Raw genomic sequence first — 24154 nt, 5'->3', positions numbered from 1 at the left:
GCCGGGGCTGGGCGTAGCGCTGTGCAGAGGGTAAGCCGGCGGTGGTGGCGGAGTTTGAGCCGTGGACTGCTGAGCGGAGAGGGATCCGTCTTCGTTTGCAGGTGGGCATGGTTTGATCCGAGTCAGCTTTTTCTGTTCAGTGCCTTTAGGGTTCCGGCGATCGATCCTGATGCGGAGTTTCAGAGTCGGGATTTGTCAGATCGGTTTCACCAAGGGTGCCTGGCTCGGGATGTAGCTCATGCGGCATCTATTCATCAGCGTGGAACACCCTGTATTGGCCTGCCGACTGACTCGCTTTTGGGGCCCGGCTCAATCATAAATGGTTGTGTTCTCGGATCCTGCTTTTGTGACTCCGTGGGCATAAATGGTTGCGTAGTCATACCGGGCTTTTGCATGCCTAGCGTCATAAATGGTTGTGTAGTTATTTATAACACGTACCTATAATTTGTGTTGCGCTGAACCAAATCTATAGGTAATCTTGAGTCATAAATGGTTGTGCTCAGGAGATGTCGCAATGACCAAGTACATGATTAAGCAGGTAGGGAAGGGGATCGGTTCTATAGCGCTGGCTTTAGCCGCCTTCGTTTGGGCCGCATATGCCTTCCGTGCATTTGGCGGTTGGGTATTTGGGTTGTCCTTCCTCTTTGCGATTGTTTGCTCCATCCCGATGGTCGTCTTCTTTAACCTCTTCCCTGGCGAGAACACCGCAGACCGCAAGAGCAGATCCCACAAGGTTCATTTAGACAAGGCTGACCAGTTCACAGACATGTTCGGCACGTTTTACCGCGACGATAAAGACGATTGATCACCCAAACCACAAGGAGGCCGGCTATGGCCGCACGAGCATTCACCCCTAACGTTGAGCAATCAGCTGCTCTGTCCAGCACGGCACGCCGCCTGCTGGTCCGCGCCAAGGCTGGTAATGGGAAAACATCACTGCTGATCGAGCACGCGCTTCGCAACCCCGACGACCAGATCCTGTATGTCACCTTTGGTAAGGCAAACAAGGACGATGCAGCGGCTCGCTTTCCATCGAATGTGACAACCAAGACCAGCCATGGTCTGGCGTGGGAAGTGGGTGGGCAGTTTAAAAAGACTGGCAAGCAGGGGGATCTCTATCCCTCGCAGTTGGCCAAGGCCTATTCGATCCCGATGGCGTTCGCCCGCCACCTTCTGGACACATTGCACAACTACATGGTGTCGGCGGACGCCGACATCTTGCCGGTGCACGTACCATCCATGCTTCAGGGGGATGACCGTCCGAAGATGGTCGAGTGGGCAGAGCATGTCTGGACAGATCTGTTGCGTTTGCGCCAGTGGTCTCGGGGCTGCGGTGAGACCCAAGCCGAACGTGCCGAATTCCTCGATACCACTCCACTGCGTATGCCGCACGATGGCTACCTGAAGCTGTGGAGTCTTGGTAACCCTGACCTCAGCTACCGATACAACCAAATCCTGCTGGACGAGTATCAAGACACCAATCCGGTCTTCGCCGCAGTGATCCTTCGCCAAACCTGCCCGGTTCGTCTTGCCGGTGATGAGTTCCAAGCGATCTTCGGTTTTCGCGGTGCCTACAGCACGTTCGATCCTGCACAGTTTGATGAAGTTGTTTCGCTTTCCGAAAGCCACCGCTTCGGTCCAGGCATTGCGAATCTGGCGACGATGCTTCTTCGCGAGTTCGCAGGCGAGCAGGTCCCTGTACGTTCCTCTCGGGATGATCTCGCCACTCAGTTCGTAGTCGATCGCACCCGTCCATACGCCGTCATTGGGCGCACTAATGCGAAGCTCTTTGCCAGCGCAGTCGGCTTGCTGGGTTCGCAGCGTTTGTACTTCGTGGGCGGGATCGATGAGTACCCGTTCGATAAGCTGGTTGAAGTACACCACCTGCGAGCCGGCACAGGCGTTCGTCTGCGTGATCCTCTGATCAGTGCTTTCAGTTCGTTTCAACAGCTGGAGCAGTATGCGAATGATACGGATGACAAAGAGGTGCATGCCCTCATCAGCGTTGCCAAGCAGTACGGTGACCAAGTGCCAATGCTGGTGGACCAGGTCAAGGCGGCATGCGTCAGCAAGATCGAGGACGCAACCGTTGTGCTGACCACCGCTCACCGCTGCAAAGGTTTTGAGTTTCCTCAAGTGGTGTTGCTGGGGGACTTCATCAACCTGATCACCGATGCTGGGCTTCCGCTGTCGCTCGATACACCTGAACTGCGTCAGGAGTTGCACCTGTTGTACGTCGCTCTGACTCGGACGATGCATTCCATTGAGCTGAATGAGCAAATTATGGCTGTGATCCGCTACTGCGAAACCATGGGGCTGACAGGCGAAGTGGTTCCGTCGGCTTTCAACACCACTGAACAAGCCGGGGGCCTTTCGCTGGTTCTGAGCCGTGAACAAGAGGGCGAAGGCTTTGCTTCTCTCAACGGTGTGGGAGCGCGGGCCACAATCGCCGAGCTGGTAGGTGCCGACGCTTCCCTGTTGTTCGAGGATGACGACGTTCAGTCCCGTATCGAGCTGGCTATCTTGCGTCAGGGCGCGTTGACTGCGCCGGCCATCGCGAATGCGATCGGCGGGCCAGTGGCACAGATTGCTGATCTGGTCGCGTCGATGGTTCGCCAGGGCCGACTCTCTGGCGGTCTGTTCATTGGCTGTCCGGCGATCACCCAGCGCCTGGTGTTTGACCTTCAACTGGAAGTCGCCTGATGCGCTTGCGCAAGGGCGGAGCGGGGGGCTGTCATGGCTGACGACTTCATCCGTATCACCTATCGGCGTGTCGTGGACGGCCAATTGAAACGCTCATCAGTGTCGATCGACCCTCTGATGTTCGAAATCTTCTGCAAGATCCGAGGCAGCATTTCCGGTGCACGGGAAACATTGCGCGAGTGGGCAAAAGCCGCAGACGTCCATCGGACCGAGGCGAACTGGAGCATGGGCAACTCTCGTATCGTTCAACAGCAGATGTCCCAGGAAATTCTAGAGCTGGTCAATGAGGGGATGTCATTCCGCGCCCAGAGAAAGACCAAGAAGGGCAAGGGGCTGGCCGTTGACGGGTCCGCGCAAGCGGGCATGGAGAGTGGCATCTCGCAGCAGCTACCGGCGGTAACCGGTCATCTGGAGGTGGCTGATGAGTAAGGATGAATCTGAAGTCCGGCCGGGGCATGCTTCGAGGCTGACTCCTGGTGAGTTCATCATGTTGCGCTCTCTGGGCAAGAGCGGTAGTTGGCGCGAGTGCGATGCGCCGCTCTGGAAAGTGGCTCGACATTGGTACCACAGCCGCGGTCACTGGATGTCTGCATCCGAGGCCTGCTGGTTGTTGGAGGACAAAGGACTGGTTTCACGCTCCCCGCTTTCGTGCTGTCAGCAACACGAGCACGCCAATGTGTACATCCTGACCGATCAAGGTGTACGGATGGTGGCGAGCATCAACCGTCAGTCACGGCAGATGCGAACCTCGGATCTCCTTTCCCTGGCACAGGCGTGCTCATTGGTTGCTGGTTCAGATCCAGTGGTGATTGCGGAATGGGTCTTGGGAGAGGCGAGGCAGGCGGGCGGGATGGACAGTGAGCGATTGATGCGGTTGGTCAAGTCGGCACGAAAAATGGCGGCGGCTCGATCCGCGCACGCCCTGGCCAAACTGGATGACGAGCTGGTGAAGCTGTGCACCGTTGGTACCGCTTTGGCAGACCTTATCCGGTCAGTGCTTCGGGAGCAACCCTGCTCAGGAAATCCAGACGTATTGCCGTCGATGGTGCCCCTGAGCTCTTACCCTCGACTGGGATCGCCGATTGCGCCGATAGCCGGCTGACTTGTCAAACTGCACGGGCGAACTAACGCCTTTTTTGTTGGTTTTCGCGTATAGGTACGCGTCCTGAATCTGTAAGGTAATCCCATGTATTTTGCTGAATTGCTGAAATCGAACCTGTGGATCATCGTCGCCTGCCTGTTGGCGGTTGTGCTGTATCGCCTGTTGGGCAGCCGCAAGCGGTACTCGACGAAACACTACCAGTGCATACCGCTACTCACCGAGCGCGAACAGGATTTCTTCTGGCGGCTCAAAGAGGCGGTTCGTGATGACCTGGTCATCGCCCCCCAGGTGGTGTTTGGCGCTTTCATCAAAGTGAAGGCCACGGCCTTGACCGACAAGAACCATGCCCGGCATGTCGTCGCCCATAACCGTTGCGATTTCCTGTTGTGCGACAAGAAGCTCAAACCGGTGGCATTAGTCGAGGTTGATGACTCCACTCACAACAATGCCAAGGCCAGATCCAAAGATCGGCGTCGTGACGAGCTGATGAAAGCTGTGGGTGTATCCGTCGTTCGGTACCGAGCAATGCCAGCCCCTGCGCAGATCCGCAAAGATCTCAAACTCTGAGACTCGCTTTTGCTCTGCGGGGGCGATCGCATTCCTTCTAACAGCAATACCGAAGCGGGAGAGATGAGATGGTTGCAGTGTTCGACTTACAACTTGAGGCGCGTGCGAATTGGGCGCTTTTCGAAACTTGTGGTGATACAGCGTACAGCGAAGTTGCGCTGAGCCTGGCCGAGCAGTCTGGCTTCAGCGGGGATGAAAAGACTGGGTTCATGAAATCCCAGCCAGCTCTCAGCGAAGCCTTTGACCGTGGGGCGCAGAGCAGCCTCGACGAGTGGGAGGAACGCCGCCCATATTCAAATAAAGGTTTTCGACGGTTACGCCATGAGTGGGCAATGCCTGGCCAGTGTTACTTAGGGCCCATTGTGGACGTAACCGAGGACAAGATTTTCCAAACAGTCGAAGTCGGTGGACGAGCTCTGTTGATACTCCACTGGCGTAACGATCTGAGCTCATCCGAAAGCGCGGTGTTCAGTTCCAGTGGATCGGATGTCCGCGTCCACTACGTAAGACCGGGCATGGGTGTAGTGAAGATGGCACGCCCGTCGGAAACGCCGGGAGCAGCTGTATTGAGGTCGTTCCCGCCGACCCGGGAGATCGTCGGGATCATTGATGAAATGTACGGCGATTCGTGTAAACGGTTTCCAACCTACGACGGAGTCGTTTTCACCGACTTTTGCTCCAACATGCTTGACCAGTTCGGTGATGACGAGCTGTCACCATCCGCCCTTGCAGCGTTCAGTTATGCCCGAGCGGCCTACGGCTACATGTCTCCGTGCGAATTGCACACCCATCAGGAGGAGCAACGCGCTATCGGAATTTGTCGTCACGGCTTGGATACCTGGTGTTGTCCTGCTGGGTGCGGCGAATGACGGTTGGACCTCTGCACAGCCCTCCAAACTTGACCAATTACACAGACAGACCACCCGTTCGAAGCACTGATCAGCGACCCGCTAGCAGGTCACTGCAATCCGATCGATAACAAGGCGATGAGAATGAGCGAACAGACCAAAATTGAGTGGGCGGATTCCACCTTCAACCCCTGGATAGGCTGCACCCAAGTGAGCCCGGCGTGCGATGACTGCTATGCAGCCCGTAGCACACCAGCGCGGACCCTCGGGGTGGCCTGGGGCGTGGGGCAGTCAAGGCGCCGCACGAGCGCCGGCAACTGGCAGCAGCCCCGTAAGTGGGATGCGGCAGCAGAGAGCTTCCAGGCTGATCACGGGCGCCGTCGGCGTGTCTTCTGTGCAAGCCTTGCCGACGTTTTCGACAACGAGGTTCCATCGGAGTGGCGTGAGGCTCTGTGGCAACTGATTGCAGATACGCCGAATCTGGATTGGCTGCTGCTGACCAAACGGATCGGGAATGTGAATCACATGCTCCCCCAGGCGGAGGACTTTGCAGCCCAGTACCCAAATGTCTGGATCGGTGCCACGGTTTGCAATCAGGCAGAGGCCGATCGCGACTTGCCGAAACTGATGGCGGCACCCGCTCGAATCAGATTTCTCAGCATCGAGCCACTGATTGGGCCCATCAGGTTGTTATCGAAGAGCGTTAACGGGGATCTGAGCGGGCTCCATTGGGTCATCGTCGGCGGGGAAAGCGGTAGCTCTGCACGGCCCATGTCGCCGGACTGGGTACGCGGCCTTCGTGATCAATGTGCCGTGAATCAAATCCCCTTCATGCTGAAACAGTGGGGTGAATGGATACCCATGTTGGGCCAGGCGGAAGGCGTACCTGTTCAACCGAACAAGGTAACCACCGAAGATGGCTGGGTAATGGGGTGGGCTGGGAAGAAGGCCTCCGGGCGTTCGCTCGATGGCCAGGTGCACAACGGCTACCCGTCACAGGTACTGGTTCAGGTAAGCGGCTCGACCTCAAGGGCGACTGACCAGACAAAATACAGATCGTGTATCGCAAAACGCTGAATACGTATTGCTACGTGTTTTGATTTGAAAGCAAGATGGCATACAATTTACCAGCGCCGCCTATGTCCGGGGCCCAGCCCCGGATTCGGCGAGTATCGAGGTCACCAGTGATGGACGACGTTGGCCACGGTGAACCCACACCCGACGACGGCCACCAGTAAACTGAGTAGTTGGAGTAGTGGGCCGAAGGGTTTGGCTTGGTCGGCCCAGTTGAGGGCCAGGAGTGGCAGGGACAGGGCGATAAAAGAGAGAGAGTCGAACATTTTGGTTTTTTCGATTGGTCTCTGTATTTATGGTCCCGGCGGTCTGCCTGACCAATTTTTGAGTCAAAACTGCGAAAAAAAAAGACCATTAAGCGGGAAGCGCCGATGGACGAAGCTCAGTTTCGAAAATGGTTGAAGCAGAAATGCGCCAGCGCAGATCCGGACGAAGCGTTTGACGACATCAAGCGGACTGGCAGGATCAGCTTCAGCGACAAAGCCGGCAGGGTGCACAACGTCGTTTACGCATCAGTTCATGAGTTGTTTGTAGTGCAGTGGTAGCGCTGCTGAACAACAGAACCCATTCCATACCCGAATAGACCGAGAGCTCTATGAAAACTGCACACGCACTATGTAAATACGGCCGCTGGCGATTGTTCAGATTCGCTGAACAAGACGAGCTTTTCGCTACTAAAGCTGAAGGCCTGTCCCGGCTGGAGGGGCTTCAACAGGGGGGCCTGAGTTTCGCTAGGCTATCCCACCCGCTTACGCTGGATGAGTACCGAATTGATGGCGATCGCATCGTTTGCGTGAGAAATCATGACGGACTCGCCGGATTTATCCTTGAGCAAACTATTGCCTACTCGCTGCTGCTTCTGGGGGTTGGTATCGCTTTTTGGCTTTCGACGCTAAACCCCAAATGGGCCTGGTGGTTCATCTCAATTGTGGGAATGGCAGGTGGTTTGGTCGGAGTCACCATGTTGATGGTAGGACTGGCTCACCAGAGCAACAAACGGTTCCTACTGCTCGGTGTAGTGGTCTATTTTCTCCCGGCGCTTGGGTCCTTTGTCGTCGAAACGAATCAGATTTTGTAGCATGAAGGGAAACTTGACCAACCGCACGAGAGACTCAAGTATCTAGAAATTGGCTACAAACGTATAGGTACGCGTGATGTATCTGGTAGCATATGCGTTGGGCAATTCCTGCTCGCGATAAGTGAGGCAATCATGAATGTTATCAGTGCCAAGGCTTTAAACCTAAGCAGCAACATCTGGCAATTGTATTCAGCCGTATCATTGGTTCTGACTCGGCTCTGGATTTGGGCGTTCGCACTTCCCGCCGGACTCGTGCTCAGCGTACTGCTCGTCGCCAATGATTTTTCGGCTGCAAAGGTCATATCGAGCATTCTCGTTTCGAGCCATGAATCTGTTTCGTTCCTCCAGCCAGGCTCAACCGCTGGAACCTATCAGTGGAAGCAGTGCGCTGATTCCGTCCCAAGCAAACTCACCCGGCCGGCGGTGCTGTCCTGCAAAGACCCGATCATTCGCGAGGGCACGCTGGCCGAGGCGATCGCACCTGGTGCAGCGGCTCTGGCACAACTCTATGTGGCCCTGGCATTGACCTGCCTGATGTTCATGACGTGGGTCATGCCGAGATCGTCATACGCTCTGCGATACAAACTGGCGTGTGCGCTGCGTCTTCGCAAGCCTGAATAAGCCATCACTCATAGCGTCAACAGTGTTCAGCCCCCTTCCAGATAAGGGGTTTTTTTTTGCCCGCCGTCTATGAGTGGCCCATGGGTTGCTGGTCGAGCATCCAAGGTGATTGATGCTGGAGTGAGCGGGGAGAAAGGGCGGGGATTTGATTTTTGACTTGAGGCACATTGGCGGGAGGATTAGTATTCGCTTAGGTTCTTGTCGCGCACCTTCCGCCCGCACCGGAAAAACAGCCATAGCGACTCTGCACTTCGTCTACTTCCTAATGATTTCTCTCTACAGGCGTAGATCTAGCGGGCTGATCTTTTATTTCCGCCGACGTGGAGAGCTTCATGTCCAGTTCTATCAACGGATACGATTCGTTCGTTTTGTTGGCTGACCAGCTAGAAATCGACTCGATTGATTATTGGCTGCGTGAGAATCCTTTTGGTGTAGTCAGGCATCTCTTTGACCGAATAAAATTTGGGGCGAAGGTTTTGGCCCGCGCTTCGGGTGCCACCCATTCAACTGCGTTAAACCATATGGCTGAGGCGCTTGGCTTTGCCACTTGGCACAGCTTGAACGCTCACCTGATTGGCATTTCTTCCTCGCCCCCCGATTCCGTTTCCCTTGAGAGCTTAACCCGGCTCAGTCAATCGTTGGTGCTCCTCATCAGATCCCGCCCTGACAAAGCCCTGTCCGAAGACCAGGTTCTGGCTTTTCAAGAATTCGGGACAAAGCTCGCCAAGGCAAGCGGTCTACCCCTTGAAAAATTGATGGACACCGTTTGCTCAGCCTTTTGCGGGGGTAAGTCATGGATGGAAGTGAACAGCCGTACGCCTATGAACACCACAGTACCGCTGTACAAGTTCGAAATTGACAACGAGAAACACGGGCGATTCATCTGGTCTGAAGCGTGCGATGAGCTTGTTGACTCTTTGGATGAGGTTTACCAAGACAGCGACACGCCCGAGCAAGTCTCAAACGCCAAACGGTGGATCGAAGACGCGCTTGCTCACCAGCCTGGCTTCCTTGAAGCTGGGCTTTGCCTGGCACAGATATACTACGATGAAGGCGACCTGAATGAAGCTCTTAGAATCGTCTACGGGTATATAACGCGCACCGAAAACCTAATTCCGAAGGGCTACCGTGGAAAGATCGAGTGGGGATTCCACACGAATCGCTTCTACCACAGGCTGCTTTGGCTACGAATGTCCATCTACCACGATGCACAATGGATGAGGTATTGCTTAAGAGATGCACGGAAGCAACTGCGCCTCAACCCATCTGACAATCTAGGGGTCAGGTACATTTATCCTCTGATGCTGCTGGAAGCAGGGGAGTATGAGAAGGCAGCCAAAGCAGCCAGATTCCCCAAACAGGACGGGTACGAGGTTTCGCTTATTCGAGCGTTCACCCGATTTGCTGTTGGCGATCGACCAGGGTTTCTTCACAACTATATAACGGCTCTGTTCGACGTACCCGCCATGCGATATTTGTTTTTAGATTCGCTGCCTGAATTGCCTGAACGGGGTGACCTTTTTCGCACGATCGAACCAGACATGGAGACCCTAGAGCAATACGCATGGCCAGCGTACATTGCTGTTCCAGGATTGGAACAGGCCTGCACCAAAATTCTCTCCGATCCAACTGTTATCGAGGCAGAGGCTCAGCTGCGAACTTGCTGGAATGGGCTTAGGCATGAAGGTCTACCCACGGACGGTGAATTCAACGGCTGGGAAGCACTTAACGTCAAGCTTAAAAATTCTATCCCCCTGCTACTCGCTGAGGAGTTCACCTAGCCATCCAGTCTCGCTCTGGAATTGTTGCCGACACGCAGCGTGCAAGCCATGTCAAGGGCGAACCACGGCGCTCTGGGGCCCAAGCGACTTTTCTGGTTTGCCATCACCCCTCGCAGTTCCTACGAGTGCGCGTGGGATGTGAATAGCGTTCTGTAGCGCATCACCCACCCTGGCCATCTCTTCGGCCGGGGTTTTTTCTTTCTGGTACCGCGCTAACAAGGAAGTCGCTGTACCCACGTTCTTCCTGACGGATGTTGGACATCTCTCTGCACTACGCCAACTACCTCAGGAGCTCCACCATGCAAGCTGTACAAATCATACCCGCAAGAGAGCTTCATCCAGTTCCAACAACGACCCGTGCTGGTCGATTCGCCAAGATCGTTGAGCGGGCGGAAGCTTGCATCGAGCGAATTGGCGAGCTGATAGACCAGGGTTACACCTGCTGTGCGGCCACGAGCTTCGGAAAAGATTCGACAACCGTATTGATTCTGATGTTGGAAGCTATACGGCGTCGCGTTGAGGCTGGGATATATGTGCCGCCGGCATACGTGTCCACGGCAGATTCGGGAACTGAGAATCCGGCCATGGCCACATACGCCGACGCAATGATCTCGGAACTGGAGATGTACTGTGCCCGGCACAACCTGCCCATTACTGTGATCAAGGTTCAGCCTTCGATGACGTCATCGTTTGCCTACGCCACCATTGGCCGGGGAAAGCTCCCAGTGTTCGCCGGCGCATCACGAAGCTGCTCTGTGGACTGGAAGCTGCGTCCGCAGCAGAAAGCCCTCAAGCAGCTGCTCGCAACGCTTCAGAACCCTGGTGAGATGGTGACGTTCGTGGGCACCCGCCTCTCGGAGTCGGCAATCCGCGCAAGCAATATGCGTGTGCGAGGCGAAGATGAGTCAGGGCGGTTGGCGCTCAATGAGCACGGTTCCTACAACTGCTCAATTATCGCTGACTGGGAGATGGAGGAGGTCTGGCAGCTGCTAATGGCCTGCGACGCGAAGCGCAATGGCCCGTACAGGACATACGTCGACAACTTCGACTGGTGTCTTGAGCTTTACAAAGAGGCGAATGAAGGGACTTGCGCGATCATCACCGGCGACGGTGGTAACAAGGCGGCATGCGGGTCTCGCTTCGGCTGTGCCTGGTGCACGGTCACCGGTGAGCGGGACAAATCCATGGAAGCTCTGATTGCCTCGGCACCCGAGAAACACGGACATATGACTGGCATCAACCGCTTCAGGAATCACCTCATCAACACCCGCTGGGACATGGGGCGTCGTGATTGGATCGGGAGAACCTACTCTGAAGCCGGATACGTCAACGTCACAGGGACGGCTTACAACGCAGAGATGCGCCGTGAGCTGTTGCGGTACCTGCTGACCCTGGATGTGCTGGAAGAGGAGCGAGCGGAGGAGCACGATGCGCGAATGTTCCTCGGCGAACTGGAAAAGACGGAATCCAACGAGACACTTCGTGGGATCACCTTCCAATTCATCACGCCGAAGAACCTTCTGGCCATAGATTTTGCCTGGTCACTGAGTTACGGGTTCGATCACGCCTTCCCGGCGCTGACGGAGTGGTATGAGATTCGTGTGCTTGGTAAGCGCTATCTGATCGAGGATGTTGCTGCTGTTGAGAAAAGCATCATTCCCGAGCAGAGATGGTTCAAGCTTGATGACTGGCAAAGCCCTGCGCTGGAACAGGGGCTGCAAGACGAATACCTCGAAGCCACCAACAAGCACCGCTACCCTGAGCGGCCGGCGATGCGAACGATCCGTGACCGTTTTGAAGGCAAGGAGCGCAACATCGTTTACTTCGAAGAAGCCGACGAGATGGATATCGACTCGGCAGACGCCGTTTGTTTCGTGGACGAGTTTGATGAAGCGTTTTACGAGATGGCTAAAAGCCTCGCTCCAACTGACAGCGCCAAGTTCTACTTGAACAAGGGAATGGTCAAGTTGGCAAAGGGCAAGGGTGCTGACTACGACGAGATGGCACGCCGGGCTCAGTTCTGGCAGCGCATGCAACGAGATCTGGGCTGTACCGATCTGCGTTCGTACATTCGTCACCTGTCGATCAGCAACACTGAGCATGATGCGATTCTGGAGTCGCTGAAAGCTGAGGCCCCAAAAGCTGAAACTCCAGGCAGCACTTTGGATCTGTTTAGTTGAATGATGTGAACCACCCCTCGGGGTGGTTTTTTTTGGCCCGTCGGGCACGGTATGTCGCTCGTAAACGCATACAGCTTTGCTGTGGTGCCTTTCAGACACCGCGACATCAACCCTCGGCAATGCTGGACGTTTTTACTTGTTTGGAGTTCAGATTAGGCGGCTCAATCATGTCGATCAAAGTGAGTGAGCAGCTACATTCGATCTATAACATGCAGGCACGGCAGTTTCCGTGAACAGTTTGGCTTTGGAACATGCAGGTCTAGGTTCAAGTCCTTGGCGGATTTTCATTCCTCCATCAAGGAGGAGCTAAAGCCCGAATGATGCCCGGGGGAACCCAGCCTCACTCGGGAAGCCCATGGCCACATAGGTGCAACCAGGCATGTTAGGTTTACGGTCGATGAGGGCTGCAACGTCCTCAATCCAGGATGACCCTGGCGCAATTCTACTTAGCAGGTACCAGATAACAGAAATCAAACCGTAGAGACGCTTAAGCGCATCGTTATTCAGTTGAAGCTTTTGAAAGTATGGCTCAGTGTGTGGGACCGACAGAGCGTTCGGAGACACCTGGTTCCATACCCTGGTGTGATGAGCGGACCGATTGCGAAGGTAGCTGATCTGCTGCACCCATCGACTGAAAACCTTGGCGTCCGAAAGGCCTAAGCGGTTCAGAATTAGGTTCTGATACTTACCTGTGAGCAGCTCGAAAAATTCCGAGAGATCACCGAAGTCCCAAGCTTCAACCGCCACCCAGATCGGAATCGATTTGCCTGCCCGGAAATGCCACTGAATGCAGTCTTCCTGACTGCGTGCGATGTGGGATTGTTGCTTTTGGCTCCATTCAACCCACTTGTTACGCTGCTTTCCACGACTGTCAACGTACGGGCGAGTCCATTTCTGGAGAATGAAGCTCGCGTTCGTATAGGCCATCGGATCATGATAACCAACCTCATGAGCGATCACTGTTTTCAGATTAACCTCTAAGCGTTCAATCGCGTCCAGCATGAGCATTCGAAGGTCTTTGTCGAACCGATAAAGAGCGACCACCTCATCGAACTTGGTACCTGCTGCGAAGGCATCAAGTCGTAAAGGTTTCTTCGTGATATGACAAAGCTGACGCTGATGCTGGTCATCGAGCTGAAACTGACGGGCAGGGTACCAGTAGCCGCTAAGCCGGTAATATCCTAGCTGAGCCAGCTTTCGCTCCGCACGCTGGGCATCGTCGATCTGCAATCCGCGGGCTGCCAAGATACTAACCAGGTCAGAATAGGTACGAAATGGTTTTGGAGGGGTCAGCACCGGCACTTTCCATGTCCCAGAAACGAGAAGGCCCGAACGTAATGCCGGACTTAGCCAGCACCAGAGGATCGGGCGCGATTGGGTTAATTTTTTCGTAAACGCCCCTAAACGTCAATAGGTTTCCGAATAATTTTTCGTGATCCGCTCAAGACTCATCATTGTCGTTCAAATAGGGCGGTTTCCTACCGCGTATGTAGGCGACTCCGACAGTGTTCGCAGTTGGTCTAATGCGATCCTAACGGCCCATTTCAGGAGTATCAAAATGAGTGTTACAACCAACATGACCATGCTGGAAAAAGCGATCATCGAACAGGCCAAGGCCGCTTTACACCGGCTCCAGAGCTTAGGCACAGTCGCCCTGAGTGATGAGGATCGCTGTGAGGCCGCAGATCTGGCTGCGGAAGCGAACGCGATGATCAAGCTCGCCTTGTTCAACAGCGGTCTGGGCCGCGACGCTGCCCAGGTGCTTCGGCAGATGGAGCCGACCGTTGCCAGAGCACTGGCAGCGATCCGCAAGGAGTCCCCGGAGGCTCTGCACTGACATCGGATTTTCCGTGAACATGAGAAACACCAACAGGCCGGGGCTATCTCCGGCCTTTTTGTTGCCGTACTATGTCAGGATTGATGGTAAATAAGCATTTAGAGTGAGATATGCCCAAGGCGATTGTTATCGAAGATGAGCAGCTTGAGCACGCTGTGAGAGTCGCCAAAGTGAGCAGCCCGGAAAATGGCAGTCGTGACGCAGCGCTGCTGCTTACCTGCTTCGGCACCGGCATGACTGTGACGGAGATTTGCCGCTTGCGCGTGAGCGACTACCTCACAGAGTCAGGTGCTGTGCTGATCGACTCCCAGGTACGACCGGAGATTGCCTATAACCATCGTTCTAGGCCGTTGTGCTGGACCAGCAAGAAGTTGACCAATGCCATAGACGCGCACCTTGCAGAACGCCTTACACGCGGTCATGGCGTTTCAACCAGGGTGATGGCGTTTCGTGGGCTTGATCCTGATTCGCCGTTGTTCGTGTCCGGTCGAACTGGCGAAGGGTTGAAGATCAGCGCTCAGCGACGCGACGGTAAAACGTACTACAGCGCAAACCAACTCAGCCGACTGTATACACGGTTGTTCGGTCTTGCTGGGATCGAGGGGGCCAGCGCGCAGTCCGGGCGTCGGACGCTTGCGGTCAAGCTCAAGCGTCGGGGCATCGACTTGCGGCACATCAGCGAGATACTGGGCATCGAGAGCTTGGAAGCGGTCAAGAAGCTCTGTGCGAGCGATCCAGCTCGTTTAGGTGACATAGTTCGGAGAATCATTTGATGGGTGTTTATGACTTGGTGCCGGGTAACGTCCCAGCGGAGCAATTTGATTTGCTGCTGGCTGGCACTGACATTCGAGGGCCGAAGGTTCGTGAAGCTCTACGGCAGCACCTCGTAAACGGTTTAACGCCAAGGGAAGCATGCGAGCAAACAGGGGCCAATCGAGGGCAATTCTCCCTGCGTTTCAAGGCCATCCAGGACGAAAACGGAAGAGTCGTTAACCTGTTAAAATTTTACGGTATACCGTAAATAATACTATGCAGATTATACGCTATACCGTAAAATACCCTCATTGAATCGATTCACTGAGGAATGATCATGACCACCGCTACCAAGGCACAGCTTGACCTTATCTATCGCAACACGCACAGCGACTATAAGGGTGTTTTTTCGGATGGTGTTCGCATGATTATGGTTTGCCGTGGCGCGACATGCCTTGTGCCCTTGGAAGAGTTGACTGCCGAAGAAGTTGCCAAGCGCCTGCCAAAGTCGAAGAAGTGAGGAAATCGCGGCGGATCTGCCGCCCAGGTACACCACAAGCCCAGCCCTAAAAAGCTGGGCCGAGCCAGTAGAGAGGCGCGATTCCAGCGCCGAGGATCGAGCAGGGGAAACAATGCCATGACGTTGCAGAAACTGAAAACCGCACTCGATCATGCCCGCGCTTACAAGCGTCTAGGAGACGCCGTGCAGCGTCGTCAGGCGGTTGAGGATGCGTTGTTTTACCGGCATGTTCACCGGTTGGATCAGCTTGGCTCGGCGGATTACGTCGACCCAACAACATGCAGGCCCGCCAAGCGGCCTGAATAGCAAGGAAAACAAGTTGAAATTAATCACAGTCACGTACTCCTTTTGCATCACTGCATGTGTAGGAGGCTTCATCGTTTTTCCGGTAGACCAGGACCTAACGAATGGTTACTGGACTGCTGCGAAAGTCGCCGTTCTTGCGTGTGGGATTGCAGGCGTGGTGTGTACGGCAGTCTGGTATGAAAAAACGCGGAGCGCTCAGCGAGAGCGTGAACACGAGTTGTGATAGGAAAACGGTCATGAGCGAAGTTTTTGTCAGTGCTGTTCATCCGTCTCTTGGAAGGTTGTACTGGGTATTCACATCAAACGCTGACTGCAACGCTCCAGATCATTACACCCTCACTGACTGGAGCGAGCTAGCCACGCGGTTCCCGAAAGGGTGGCGTGATCACGACTACCTTCACTGGCTATACAAATCGCACATCTACAAGGTGTTCGACCCAGATGATGGTTACTCCGACTATGAAGTGGTCGACGATGAAGAAAATGAGATCCATGAGCAGCGCCTCTCAGGATTGCTTGCGGGGTTGCACGCCAAAAGCGGGCAGACCGTTGAAGATTTCAGGCTCTGGATGTTCCGGGCATCGTGGGTAGACGTGCCTGCATTGCAAGCCGTCGAAAGTTAGAGGAAATCGACATGGCAAGCAAATCATTGGTGCGACTGGCTAAAGCTGCCGCTAAGGCGAGCGCCAAGGCCAATTCCGCGCAGAAGGCTTGGGTAGAAGCATTCGAGGCAGAGTACGGTCACAACGACATATCGGATGTGCTGGTCAGTGTCATTGATTACGCGAGTGGTGAAGGCGACCACGGCGACGAGTTGACAGCCGAATTCATCGACGCGCATTCCGCGCCCGGCATGTCCTAATTGTTGAAGGATAAGAAACATGAAAGATCCTTGGTACATGGGTATCCCAACCTATTGCAGCGCTTTGGTAAATGGTCGAAATAGCTCAAGATTGCTGCTCGCACTTCTGACATTTTCAATTGTGAGCTGCCTTGCTAATCGTTGGCTGTATGAGGACTTTCCAGCGATGGGTCTTGCCATCAAAATTCCGGTCGGCGTCCTGATTGCAGCAGGAGGCGTGGCGGGCCTGTATGTATTCGGCGTGCTGAGTTACCGCTTTAACCGGTTGAAGCATGTAGCTTTCGGAGTGATTCAACTGGTAGTGCTTATGGTCGCGGCGCGGAATGCCATGGCCCTTTTGAAAGTGCAGGGGTTGGAGCCTGTGAGCGGCCCACCAGTCTTCGGCGGTCTTATTGCCGCTGTCGTTTTGGGCTGGATCTTCGGCGTTCTTTTAGCAGGCTTTGATCGTTGCGATTCGGACAGCCCTCCGCCAGGTAATTAAGTGGCAGGCGCTCATCAGTCGAATACGATACGCAAAACAGGTAGGAAATCCCGATGAACCTCATGAAGAACTCAGCTGCATTGCTCTTGGTCATCGCTGTTGGCTCGGGGTTGGCCTGCTCGACAGCGCTTGCCACGACGGTGCTTGCAGAGGTGCCAGTGACCCCCGCAACAGCACGCGACAGATGCTTTGATCAGCTTCGCGGTACTGCTGAAAGCTCGGCGCGACGCCAAGAAATGAATGTCGTCGAAATGTTGGAAGGATATGCGGTGGAGCTTGGCGATGGTTCCGTGCAATGCAAAGCACGGTTCTTGTTGCTCGCTCGCGACAACCAGCGCGCTGACACCGGACACTGGTTTCAGGCGTCCGCCAAGTAATCAAGGAAATCGACGATGCCCACCAAAGCGCCTGTGAAGCCGCTAGACCAGCGCGCTCTTGAAGCCGAAACCCGTGCAAGCCTATGGCTTGCAGACGGCAACCAGGCGCGTGAGGCGGGCCGTACCGTGAAAGCAGAGCGTTGCTTTCAAAAGGCACAATTCTGGTTGGACCGGGCAAACCTGCTTTCGGACCAGGCCGAGCGCCCAGGTCCAGCACAATAGGAAAAAGAAATGAGCATGAAGCCGTTACAGATCAATTGTGGGTTGACCAGGCAGATCATCAGTGAATGCAAAGCTCATGGCTTTGAAATCTCGCTACTTGATAAAGATCAAGATATTTCTGGTGCTTCTGATTTGATCGACATCAGTAAGTCTGAGACTCATGTCAAATTGCGTGTCGTAGCAATGAGTTCAGGCCCTTACCGTGTGACTCATTTCAAGGGCAATGTTGAAGATACGTTCATTATCCTGGACGAGCCGGGTTGTTCTGATTTTTGTACAGCTGCCGAATATGTAGAAAAAATTATTTTACCTGAGTTTGCCATCAGCTAACGGAAAGCAGCATGCAAATCAAAGTGAGAGAGGGGGACGTGTTCCCGCTGAATCGGTCGCAACAGGTCTGGTGGGGAGATAATCCGGAGGTAATGCAGGTAGCTCGTTTTGCGGGTCAGGAAATGATGGCCATCACCGATGATGCAGGGGCTTTCGAGCTGGAGTACTTGGGCCATATCGGCAGCGGATTTGCCAGCATCGAGGACGCAAAAGCAGCCGCGCCGGAGTTCGCTCGCGCTGTGCTGGAGCGCCTGCGCAATCTCATTCAGGACGTGTAGGAAAACGCTCAGCTGCACCCCAAGCCTCGGCCTAAGAAACCGGGGCCGAGGACGTACAAAGAGGCGCGATTCCCGCGCCCGGATCGAGCAGGGTAATCAGAGCATGCAAATCCAAGCTAATCAGTTTGTAACGGGTGCCGATGAGCGAGTGCTGACCGATGACGGCCAACCGGGAATGCGCGGGAAAGCGGGCATCGGCTCAACAACAGAAGGGCATCAGGGCCTAGTCGCAGCTGCGATCTACGCGAACTGCGCTCACCTGGATAACCGTCAGCTTGATGAGATTATCGAGTGGGTTCGCCTCTACAAGAAATGATCCGGGAAAAGAGTCATGAACCATAAATTTAAGTTTGATCGCCGCCTGTTTTTTTATGTTCTGCCAGTGCTCGCATTGGCGTGCTATCTACCGACCGTTATCCAGGACACCGTGACGTATCGCAGTGTCGTAGCCGAGCAGCTTGCGTGCTGTGGCTTTGTGTCTGAAAACTGGATGGCGCGGCCAGTGACCTATGCGCTGGTCGATGAGTGGACTATGCCAGTCTGGAAAGAAAACGCCATCAAAAGCGAACGCTTTTTGACCTCAGACGGAATCGTCAACGGTCAGACGAAGTTTTGGCGACTGCTGGAGCGTAAACCTTTGGCCGACGCGCCGGAATAACGGAAAACGCTGCACACCACCGGCCATTGATTGGGCCTTTGGCAGTGCCAGGATGCGGGTTCCGCACCCTCAACCAACGAGAGGAATCGCCATGGATATTCGTAGCTCAGACGAAGTGGCAGAAGACATTGCCGTAACGATCCGCAAGCTCCGTCAGTACGGTTTCAGAATCGTTCGCGATGAAGCTGGCTCTGTGAATGAGCAGCAGCTTCAGGAAGACGCGGCGGCTGTCGGTTGTTCAATGCTCGGGTTGGAGGACACCCGCGATAACAAAAACAAACTGCCGGTGAACGTGATTGCTCGGGCCATCACTCGGAACCTCGCTCAACCGTCGAACTGATCGCGGAAAACGACATGGCAAGCAAATCATTGGTGCGACTGGCGAAAGCCGCCGCTAAGGCCAGCGCTAAGGCCACTGCCGCGCAGCAGGCTTGGGTTGATGCGTTTGAGAAAGAGTACGGACACAACGACATTTCGGATGTGCTGGTCAGTGTCATTGATTACGCGAGTGGTGAAGGCGACCACGGCGACGAGTTGACTGCCGAATTCATCGACGCGCACTCAGCCCCCGGCATGTCCTAGAAGGAAAACGCCAGTGATCGCAAATCCACGTCCCCGTCGACGCAAGCCTACCGAGCGACAAGTTGGTATCAACCAAGGTTTTCTATACGCCGCTGCCGATCTGACGCGCTACATCTATGACCGTGGAGATGCGGCTGATCTGCTGCGTCGTGCTGGGCTCTCCGATGCAGATTGTGCATGGATGGATGAGGTGGATAAGGAGCAATTACGCATCCTGCGTGATGATTACGGCTTGCGAGATCTGCGCGGCCTCGACTGACCCAATATAGAACCGTTGAAACGGCCATGCCCAACCGTGAAACGTAGGGCTAGACCCGTAGGAAAGGGACGCTTTTACGTTTTAGGATCGAGAAGGAAAGAACATGGTGGTTTTGAACAATAAAGATTGACACAAAACAATAAAGTTTGACACTCATGAACATAGATTGACACAAGGCTCAAACCCCCGTATCTACGGGGGTTTTCCTTTCCAGGCTTTCCCTTTGGTCTGGATTCTTCGCTTCAACTTTCAGCGGGTGTAGTCTGGAAAATGTTTTGAATACGGCCGCTTTGGCAGTCGTGTGTATCCGTCCGGCCAAGTCATCTACCCAGCGCTGCAAAGCCAAGACATGGTGTGCACTTAATTTAAGTGGACACCAGTTCTAGCCTTTTAAGCGGGTATTTCATGCAGCCACAACGCCGTTCCTACTCCAACTCCTTCAAAGTCCAGGTCATCCAAGAGTGCGCCCAGCCTCGTGCCTCGATTGCCAGCGTCGCCCTCAGCCATAGCCTCAACGCAAACCTCGTCCACAAATGGATTCGGGTTCATGCGCAGAAAAGCACGGCGCTGCAACCTGCATTCATTCCGTTACCCATCCAGTTGGCCGGAGCAAATTCGCAAGCGGCATCCTCGAACATCTGCGTTGAGATCCAGCACCCGAGCGGCACCGTCAAAGTGAACTGGCCAAGCGAAAATGCTGCTGCCTGCGCGACCTTTCTTCGAGACCTGCTGCGATGATCCGCATCGACTTCATCTGGCTCGCTACTGAGCCGATGGACATGCGAGCGGGCACCGAAACCGCGTTAGCCAGGGTGATCGCGGTGTTCGGTGCGGCGAAGCCGCACTGTGCTTATCTGTTCGCCAACCGCCGGGCCACTCGGATGAAAGTTCTGGTGCATGACGGCTTCGGGATCTGGCTGGCGGCTCGCCGTTTGAATCAAGGCAAGTTCCACTGGCCAGGCATTCGCCAGGGTTCTGAAATGCAGTTGGGTACCGAGCAACTCCAGGCGTTGGTGTTGGGCCTGCCATGGCAGCGCGCGGGCTCCGGCGGCGCAATCACACTGCTTTAACAGCTGCCATTAGCCTATCGATCTATCGCCGTGAATTGTCTGGTCTGGCAAAATCGGCACCATGACTTCGCTCCCCAATCCCGACCACCTTACCCCTGAACAACTGCGCGCTTTGGCGGCGCAGTTGATACAGCGTGTCGAGACGCTCGACCAGCAAATCGAGACCATGGGCAAGAAGATCAACCGCGATCAAACGGTGATCGAGAAGCTGACCCACGAGATCGCCCAACTCAAGCGATTGAAGTTTGCCAAGCGTAGCGAGCAGATGAATCCGCAGCAGGCCAGCTTGCTCGATGACCTGATCGATACCGATATCGCGGCAATTGAAGCAGAGCTTCAGGCGTTGCAAACAGCTCCGACGCCGACCGAGAAAAAGCAAAAGCCCAAGCGCACTGCATTGCCAGCAGAGTTTCCACGCACGTTGATCCATCACGAACCGGACAACACTCACTGCCCCTGTGGCTGCGCCCTCAAGCGCATCGGTGAAGACGTCAGCGAGAAGCTGGACTACACGCCGGGCATATTCACTGTCGAGCGCCATGTGCGCGGAAAATGGGTCTGTGATGACTGCGAAACGCTGATCCAGGCGCCGGTTCCGGCGCAGATCATCGACAAGGGCATCCCGACCGCCGGACTGCTGGCCCACGTCATGATCGCCAAGTTTGCCGACCACTTGCCGCTTTACCGCCAAGAGTCGATTTTCGGTCGAGCCGGCTTGGCGATTCCACGTTCAACGTTGGCTCAATGGGTTGGCGTGACGGGCGTGCAGTTACAGCCGCTGGTCGACGCGCTGCGCGACGTGGTACTTGGGCAGCAAGTCATCCATGCTGATGAAACACCGGTGCAGATGCTCGCTCCAGGCTCGAAGAAAACTCACCGCTCTTATGTGTGGGCCTACGCCACCAGCCAGTTCTGTGAAACAGCGGCTGTCGTTTATGACTTCAGTCCCAGTCGCGCTGGTGAGCATGCTCGCAAGTTCCTGCAAGGCTGGAAGGGCAAGCTGGTCTGTGATGATTTTGGCGGTTACAAGGCCAGCTTCGAACTCGGCGTGACCGAGATCGGCTGCATGGCCCATGCGCGGCGTAAGTTCTTCGAACTGCACGCCACTAACAAGAGCATGCTCGCCGAGCAGGCCCTGCGCTATATCCAGTTACTGTACGAAATCGAACGTGACGCCCGCGATCTGGAGCCGGATTTACGACGCCGAATACGGCAAGAAAAAGCCGTACCGGTGATGGATGTGCTGCATACCTGGATGATCACCCAGCGTGATCTCGTGCCTGAAGGTTCGGCTATCAGCAGAGCCCTGGATTACAGCCTCAAACGCTGGGCAGCGCTGTCGCGCTATCTCGATGACGGAGCCGTACCCATTGACAACAACTGGGCAGAGAACCAGATCCGACCGTGGGCTCTTGGGCGCAAGAACTGGCTCTTTGCAGGGTCGTTGCGCAGCGGCAAACGGGCCGCAGCGATCATGAGTTTGATCCAGTCGGCGCGGCTGAATGGGCATGATCCGTATGCCTATTTAAAGGATGTTCTCAAGCGGCTGCCGACGCAGCGAGCAAGCGAGATCGGACAACTGCTGCCGCATCAGTGGACGGGGCCTAGCTTAGGCATGGTGCCTTCGGCAGACGCTTTTGCGTGTATCAACTCTCACTCAGGCTAATAGGCCCGCAACCAGTCGACCAAACGCAGCGGGATGTTGCAACATCATTAGGTGTCCAACGTCTGGCATGATGGTGAGACTCGTCGCTCCCTTATTTGCCCAGTCAGGAACATCCCAACCTCCGACTGAGTGCTCACCCGCCAACAAATGCACCGGTACCGAAGCGAACACGCTCCTTAAGATTGTTTGATAGTCAGGGCGCCCTGTGACCGCCACTACTGATTGGGCGATAGCTTGCAAGGTTGAAGCAGGTTGGTGGGCAAGCCAGGTCTTCGCGGTTTCTGTTTGGCCAGCGGGCTCCAGTATTCCGGATCGCTCCAGCCAGGCCTCGGGATCGGCCCGGAACCCCTCCAGCATGGTTTCTGCTTGCTCTACTGACATGTTCGCGACGGACGATGACCAGAAGGCATCCTTCAGGGTGAAGTTACCTTCAACACTGACAAGGCTCTTCACGCGCTCTGGGTAGCGGTGGGCAAATGCATAGGCCACCACTCCACCGACCGAATGCCCAACAAGATTCACTGCACATTCATTGAACTCGGCTTCGACCACCTCGCGTATTCGTTCGACCTGTCCCTGAATATTGATATTCCCTACAGGCGTACCTTGATGGTTTCCATAGCCGTAAAGATCAGGTGCAAGGAAGGGTCGATCACCGAGCTGTCTATGAATCTCAGGATCATTCAACGTACCGATAAGGCCGTTGATGAATACAACAGGGGCGTTGGATGCGTTATTCATTTGGCTTTCCTTGCGAACAATGAAGTGAGTTCTTTTCTTTAGCGTCGTGAACGGTTGAGCGAACATCTGGTACGGGTCTCACAGACATTGCGACGAGATCTTCCAGCAACGCTCTCCCCTGAAGCCAATCACCAAGTCCGCTGGCCGAATTAATGTGCCCTTGGGGCCCGATGTTCACCAGGCGGCTGCCCCAGGCTTCTGCACATCGCTGGCTATAATCCATATCTGCATATGGGTCGTTGCAGCTTGCGACAACGGTACTTGGAAATGCAAAACGCTTCAGGCCAAGTGGACTAAATCCTAGCGCCTCGTTCGGAAAAGTGGAGCGGTCGGGGTCTGGTACGGCAACCAGCAAAGCGGCCCTAACCAATGTGCGACTACATTGCGCCCAGTGGGCGACTTGCAGGCAGCCAAGGCTGTGGGCTACCAACACGATGTCGGGCCCCGCTCGGCTAATAGCGGCCTCCAGATTCTCGACCCACTTTGTGCAAACTGGTCGATTCCAGTCTTGCCCCCCAATGCTCTCCATGGAAGCGTCGGTGTGTGCCCATATCGTCTGCCAGTGACCTGGGCCGGAATTGCCAATGCCCGGGAGGAGCAATATCGAAGGTGTCATTTCTTGTTTCTCAGAAGGGGTGTCCGCAGAATGTAGCGAATGACACATCGACCTTGGATGGCAAATCATCCGAAAGAAGCGTCGTCAACCGATGATTCATCGGATTACTCAGTAGAGGAAAAGCATGGGGCTGGACAGCAAAGATTGGCAGATTCTGGAGGCACTGCAAAAGAATGCACGGCAAAGCCTGGCATCCTTGGGCAAGCGCATTGGGCTTTCCCAACCGGCTATGAGCGAGCGAGTTCAGAAACTCGAAGCTGCGGGTGTCATAGAGGGTTACAGCGCGCGGGTAAGTTTGCGTGAGGTAGGGTTGGGGTTGCAGGCGATTCTGCGCATTCGCACAACTCACCAGCACATCAAGCGCTATCTGGAGTTGTTTAACAACATACCTGAAGTGCTAGAAGCTGACAGGATCACGGGAGAAGACTGCTTCATAGTCCGTTGCGCGTTTTCTCAGCCTGCTGATTTGGAGACTATAGTCGATGCGCTGGCTGCCCATGGTTCGGTCACGACATCGTTGGTTCTGTCCAATGCCGTGCGCAAACAGGTACCTGTACGTCCGAGAAGTGACCCAGACAATTAACTGCTCGCAAGACGTGATTGCCAGACGCTTACTCTTGTCGCTCCTGACTTGCTGAGTAA

At 54.9% G+C, this 24154-nt stretch carries 35 protein-coding genes; 32 read left to right on the top strand and 3 right to left on the bottom strand.

The window, feature by feature from the left end:
- Positions 1–514 precede the first annotated feature (514 nt).
- From BLS87_RS30265 to BLS87_RS30215, 12 genes are all read left to right on the top strand, one after another.
- Positions 515–805, top strand: coding sequence for a hypothetical protein (locus BLS87_RS30265; RefSeq protein ID WP_074758634.1), 291 nt, complete (start codon positions 515–517; stop codon positions 803–805).
- The gene (locus tag BLS87_RS30260) at positions 802–2703 is read left to right on the top strand and encodes a UvrD-helicase domain-containing protein (RefSeq protein ID WP_208605224.1); all 1902 of its coding nucleotides are present in this window, start codon (positions 802–804) and stop codon (positions 2701–2703) included. Before BLS87_RS30265 ends, BLS87_RS30260 begins: the two co-directional genes overlap by 4 nt.
- A 33-nt stretch (positions 2704–2736) precedes the next feature.
- Positions 2737–3132, top strand: coding sequence for a hypothetical protein (locus BLS87_RS30255; protein ID WP_074758630.1), 396 nt, complete (start codon positions 2737–2739; stop codon positions 3130–3132).
- A complete protein-coding gene (locus BLS87_RS30250) occupies positions 3125–3805 on the top strand; it encodes a hypothetical protein (protein ID WP_074758628.1) in 681 nt (226 codons plus the stop codon). The genes BLS87_RS30255 and BLS87_RS30250 overlap by 8 nt, the downstream gene beginning before the upstream one ends.
- An 84-nt stretch (positions 3806–3889) precedes the next feature.
- Positions 3890–4372, top strand: a complete 483-nt coding sequence (locus tag BLS87_RS30245) for a DUF2726 domain-containing protein (protein ID WP_074758626.1) — start codon at positions 3890–3892, stop codon at positions 4370–4372.
- A gap of 68 nt (positions 4373–4440) precedes the next feature.
- A complete protein-coding gene (locus BLS87_RS30240) occupies positions 4441–5241 on the top strand; it encodes a hypothetical protein (protein ID WP_074758624.1) in 801 nt (266 codons plus the stop codon).
- Positions 5242–5364: 123 nt separating this feature from the next.
- Positions 5365–6297 carry a phage Gp37/Gp68 family protein gene (locus BLS87_RS30235; RefSeq protein WP_074758622.1) on the top strand — a complete coding sequence of 311 codons (933 nt, stop codon included), beginning with the start codon at positions 5365–5367 and terminating at the stop codon, positions 6295–6297.
- Positions 6298–6665: 368 nt separating this feature from the next.
- Positions 6666–6839 (top strand): hypothetical protein, encoded by a 174-nt coding sequence (locus BLS87_RS34325; protein WP_167362127.1) that lies wholly within the window; start codon positions 6666–6668, stop codon positions 6837–6839.
- A 50-nt stretch (positions 6840–6889) separates the two neighbouring features.
- Positions 6890–7372: a hypothetical protein gene (locus tag BLS87_RS30230; RefSeq protein WP_074758620.1), complete on the top strand. Its 483-nt coding sequence runs from the start codon at positions 6890–6892 to the stop codon at positions 7370–7372.
- A 132-nt stretch (positions 7373–7504) separates the two neighbouring features.
- Positions 7505–7993 (top strand): hypothetical protein, encoded by a 489-nt coding sequence (locus BLS87_RS30225; protein ID WP_074758618.1) that lies wholly within the window; start codon positions 7505–7507, stop codon positions 7991–7993.
- Between the two features lie 332 nt (positions 7994–8325).
- Entirely contained in the window at positions 8326–9774 is a 1449-nt protein-coding gene (locus BLS87_RS30220) for a hypothetical protein (RefSeq protein WP_074758616.1), read from the top strand.
- Positions 9775–10073: 299 nt separating this feature from the next.
- A complete protein-coding gene (locus BLS87_RS30215) occupies positions 10074–11954 on the top strand; it encodes a phosphoadenosine phosphosulfate reductase domain-containing protein (protein WP_074758698.1) in 1881 nt (626 codons plus the stop codon).
- Between the two features lie 306 nt (positions 11955–12260).
- On the opposite strand, the gene BLS87_RS30210 is transcribed toward BLS87_RS30215, so the two are convergent.
- The gene (locus BLS87_RS30210) at positions 12261–13250 is read right to left on the bottom strand and encodes an Abi family protein (protein ID WP_244165922.1); all 990 of its coding nucleotides are present in this window, start codon (positions 13248–13250) and stop codon (positions 12261–12263) included.
- Positions 13251–13512: 262 nt separating this feature from the next.
- Between BLS87_RS30210 and BLS87_RS30205 the strand changes: the two genes are divergently transcribed.
- The 19 genes from BLS87_RS30205 (at position 13513) to tnpC (ending at position 22155) form a co-directional block, all read left to right on the top strand.
- Positions 13513–13791: a hypothetical protein gene (locus BLS87_RS30205; RefSeq protein WP_074758614.1), complete on the top strand. Its 279-nt coding sequence runs from the start codon at positions 13513–13515 to the stop codon at positions 13789–13791.
- Between the two features lie 110 nt (positions 13792–13901).
- The gene (locus BLS87_RS30200) at positions 13902–14564 is read left to right on the top strand and encodes a tyrosine-type recombinase/integrase (protein WP_074758612.1); all 663 of its coding nucleotides are present in this window, start codon (positions 13902–13904) and stop codon (positions 14562–14564) included.
- Complete coding sequence (locus BLS87_RS30195) at positions 14564–14812, top strand: PapB/FocB family fimbrial expression transcriptional regulator (RefSeq protein ID WP_074758610.1); 249 nt, start codon at positions 14564–14566, stop codon at positions 14810–14812. Before BLS87_RS30200 ends, BLS87_RS30195 begins: the two co-directional genes overlap by 1 nt.
- A 69-nt stretch (positions 14813–14881) precedes the next feature.
- Complete coding sequence (locus BLS87_RS30190) at positions 14882–15064, top strand: hypothetical protein (protein WP_074758608.1); 183 nt, start codon at positions 14882–14884, stop codon at positions 15062–15064.
- 117 nt (positions 15065–15181) lie between these two features.
- Positions 15182–15370, top strand: a complete 189-nt coding sequence (locus BLS87_RS33955) for a hypothetical protein (protein WP_143024518.1) — start codon at positions 15182–15184, stop codon at positions 15368–15370.
- A 236-nt stretch (positions 15371–15606) separates the two neighbouring features.
- Positions 15607–15993 (top strand): hypothetical protein, encoded by a 387-nt coding sequence (locus BLS87_RS30180; RefSeq protein ID WP_074758694.1) that lies wholly within the window; start codon positions 15607–15609, stop codon positions 15991–15993.
- Positions 15994–16004: 11 nt separating this feature from the next.
- A complete protein-coding gene (locus BLS87_RS30175) occupies positions 16005–16232 on the top strand; it encodes a hypothetical protein (RefSeq protein WP_074758604.1) in 228 nt (75 codons plus the stop codon).
- Positions 16233–16251: 19 nt separating this feature from the next.
- Positions 16252–16713 (top strand): hypothetical protein, encoded by a 462-nt coding sequence (locus BLS87_RS30170; protein ID WP_074758602.1) that lies wholly within the window; start codon positions 16252–16254, stop codon positions 16711–16713.
- Between the two features lie 53 nt (positions 16714–16766).
- Positions 16767–17090 (top strand): hypothetical protein, encoded by a 324-nt coding sequence (locus BLS87_RS30165; RefSeq protein WP_074758600.1) that lies wholly within the window; start codon positions 16767–16769, stop codon positions 17088–17090.
- Between the two features lie 237 nt (positions 17091–17327).
- Positions 17328–17642 carry a hypothetical protein gene (locus tag BLS87_RS30155; RefSeq protein ID WP_143024517.1) on the top strand — a complete coding sequence of 105 codons (315 nt, stop codon included), beginning with the start codon at positions 17328–17330 and terminating at the stop codon, positions 17640–17642.
- 11 nt (positions 17643–17653) lie between these two features.
- The gene (locus BLS87_RS30150; protein WP_074758595.1) at positions 17654–17920 is read left to right on the top strand and encodes a hypothetical protein; all 267 of its coding nucleotides are present in this window, start codon (positions 17654–17656) and stop codon (positions 17918–17920) included.
- A gap of 103 nt (positions 17921–18023) precedes the next feature.
- Complete coding sequence (locus BLS87_RS30145) at positions 18024–18236, top strand: hypothetical protein (RefSeq protein WP_074758593.1); 213 nt, start codon at positions 18024–18026, stop codon at positions 18234–18236.
- A gap of 15 nt (positions 18237–18251) precedes the next feature.
- Positions 18252–18578 (top strand): hypothetical protein, encoded by a 327-nt coding sequence (locus tag BLS87_RS30140; protein ID WP_074758591.1) that lies wholly within the window; start codon positions 18252–18254, stop codon positions 18576–18578.
- A gap of 91 nt (positions 18579–18669) precedes the next feature.
- Positions 18670–18918, top strand: coding sequence for a hypothetical protein (locus BLS87_RS30135; protein ID WP_074758589.1), 249 nt, complete (start codon positions 18670–18672; stop codon positions 18916–18918).
- Between the two features lie 14 nt (positions 18919–18932).
- Positions 18933–19160 (top strand): hypothetical protein, encoded by a 228-nt coding sequence (locus BLS87_RS30130; RefSeq protein WP_074758587.1) that lies wholly within the window; start codon positions 18933–18935, stop codon positions 19158–19160.
- Between the two features lie 13 nt (positions 19161–19173).
- Positions 19174–19419 (top strand): hypothetical protein, encoded by a 246-nt coding sequence (locus BLS87_RS30125; protein WP_074758585.1) that lies wholly within the window; start codon positions 19174–19176, stop codon positions 19417–19419.
- A gap of 405 nt (positions 19420–19824) precedes the next feature.
- Complete coding sequence (tnpA, locus tag BLS87_RS30120; protein ID WP_074758583.1) at positions 19825–20157, top strand: IS66-like element accessory protein TnpA; 333 nt, start codon at positions 19825–19827, stop codon at positions 20155–20157.
- Entirely contained in the window at positions 20154–20489 is a 336-nt protein-coding gene (gene tnpB / locus BLS87_RS34810; protein ID WP_074758581.1) for an IS66 family insertion sequence element accessory protein TnpB, read from the top strand. The genes tnpA and tnpB overlap by 4 nt, the downstream gene beginning before the upstream one ends.
- Positions 20490–20550: 61 nt before the next feature.
- Positions 20551–22155 carry an IS66 family transposase gene (gene tnpC / locus BLS87_RS30110; RefSeq protein WP_074758579.1) on the top strand — a complete coding sequence of 535 codons (1605 nt, stop codon included), beginning with the start codon at positions 20551–20553 and terminating at the stop codon, positions 22153–22155.
- Here tnpC and BLS87_RS30105 read toward each other — a convergent pair.
- Together BLS87_RS30105 and BLS87_RS30100 are read right to left on the bottom strand one after the other, a co-directional pair.
- A complete protein-coding gene (locus BLS87_RS30105; RefSeq protein ID WP_074758577.1) occupies positions 22147–22896 on the bottom strand; it encodes an alpha/beta fold hydrolase in 750 nt (249 codons plus the stop codon). The two genes, tnpC and BLS87_RS30105, sit on opposite strands and share 9 nt — an antisense overlap.
- Positions 22889–23512, bottom strand: a complete 624-nt coding sequence (locus BLS87_RS30100; RefSeq protein ID WP_074758575.1) for an RBBP9/YdeN family alpha/beta hydrolase — start codon at positions 23510–23512, stop codon at positions 22889–22891. Before BLS87_RS30100 ends, BLS87_RS30105 begins: the two co-directional genes overlap by 8 nt.
- A gap of 124 nt (positions 23513–23636) precedes the next feature.
- Between BLS87_RS30100 and BLS87_RS30095 the strand changes: the two genes are divergently transcribed.
- Entirely contained in the window at positions 23637–24095 is a 459-nt protein-coding gene (locus BLS87_RS30095; RefSeq protein ID WP_074758573.1) for an Lrp/AsnC family transcriptional regulator, read from the top strand.
- Positions 24096–24154: the final 59 nt, after the last annotated feature.

The organism is Pseudomonas abietaniphila, from assembly GCF_900100795.1.
Taxonomy (GTDB): domain Bacteria; phylum Pseudomonadota; class Gammaproteobacteria; order Pseudomonadales; family Pseudomonadaceae; genus Aquipseudomonas; species Aquipseudomonas abietaniphila.
This window is presented reverse-complemented; position numbering and strand designations above follow the sequence as displayed.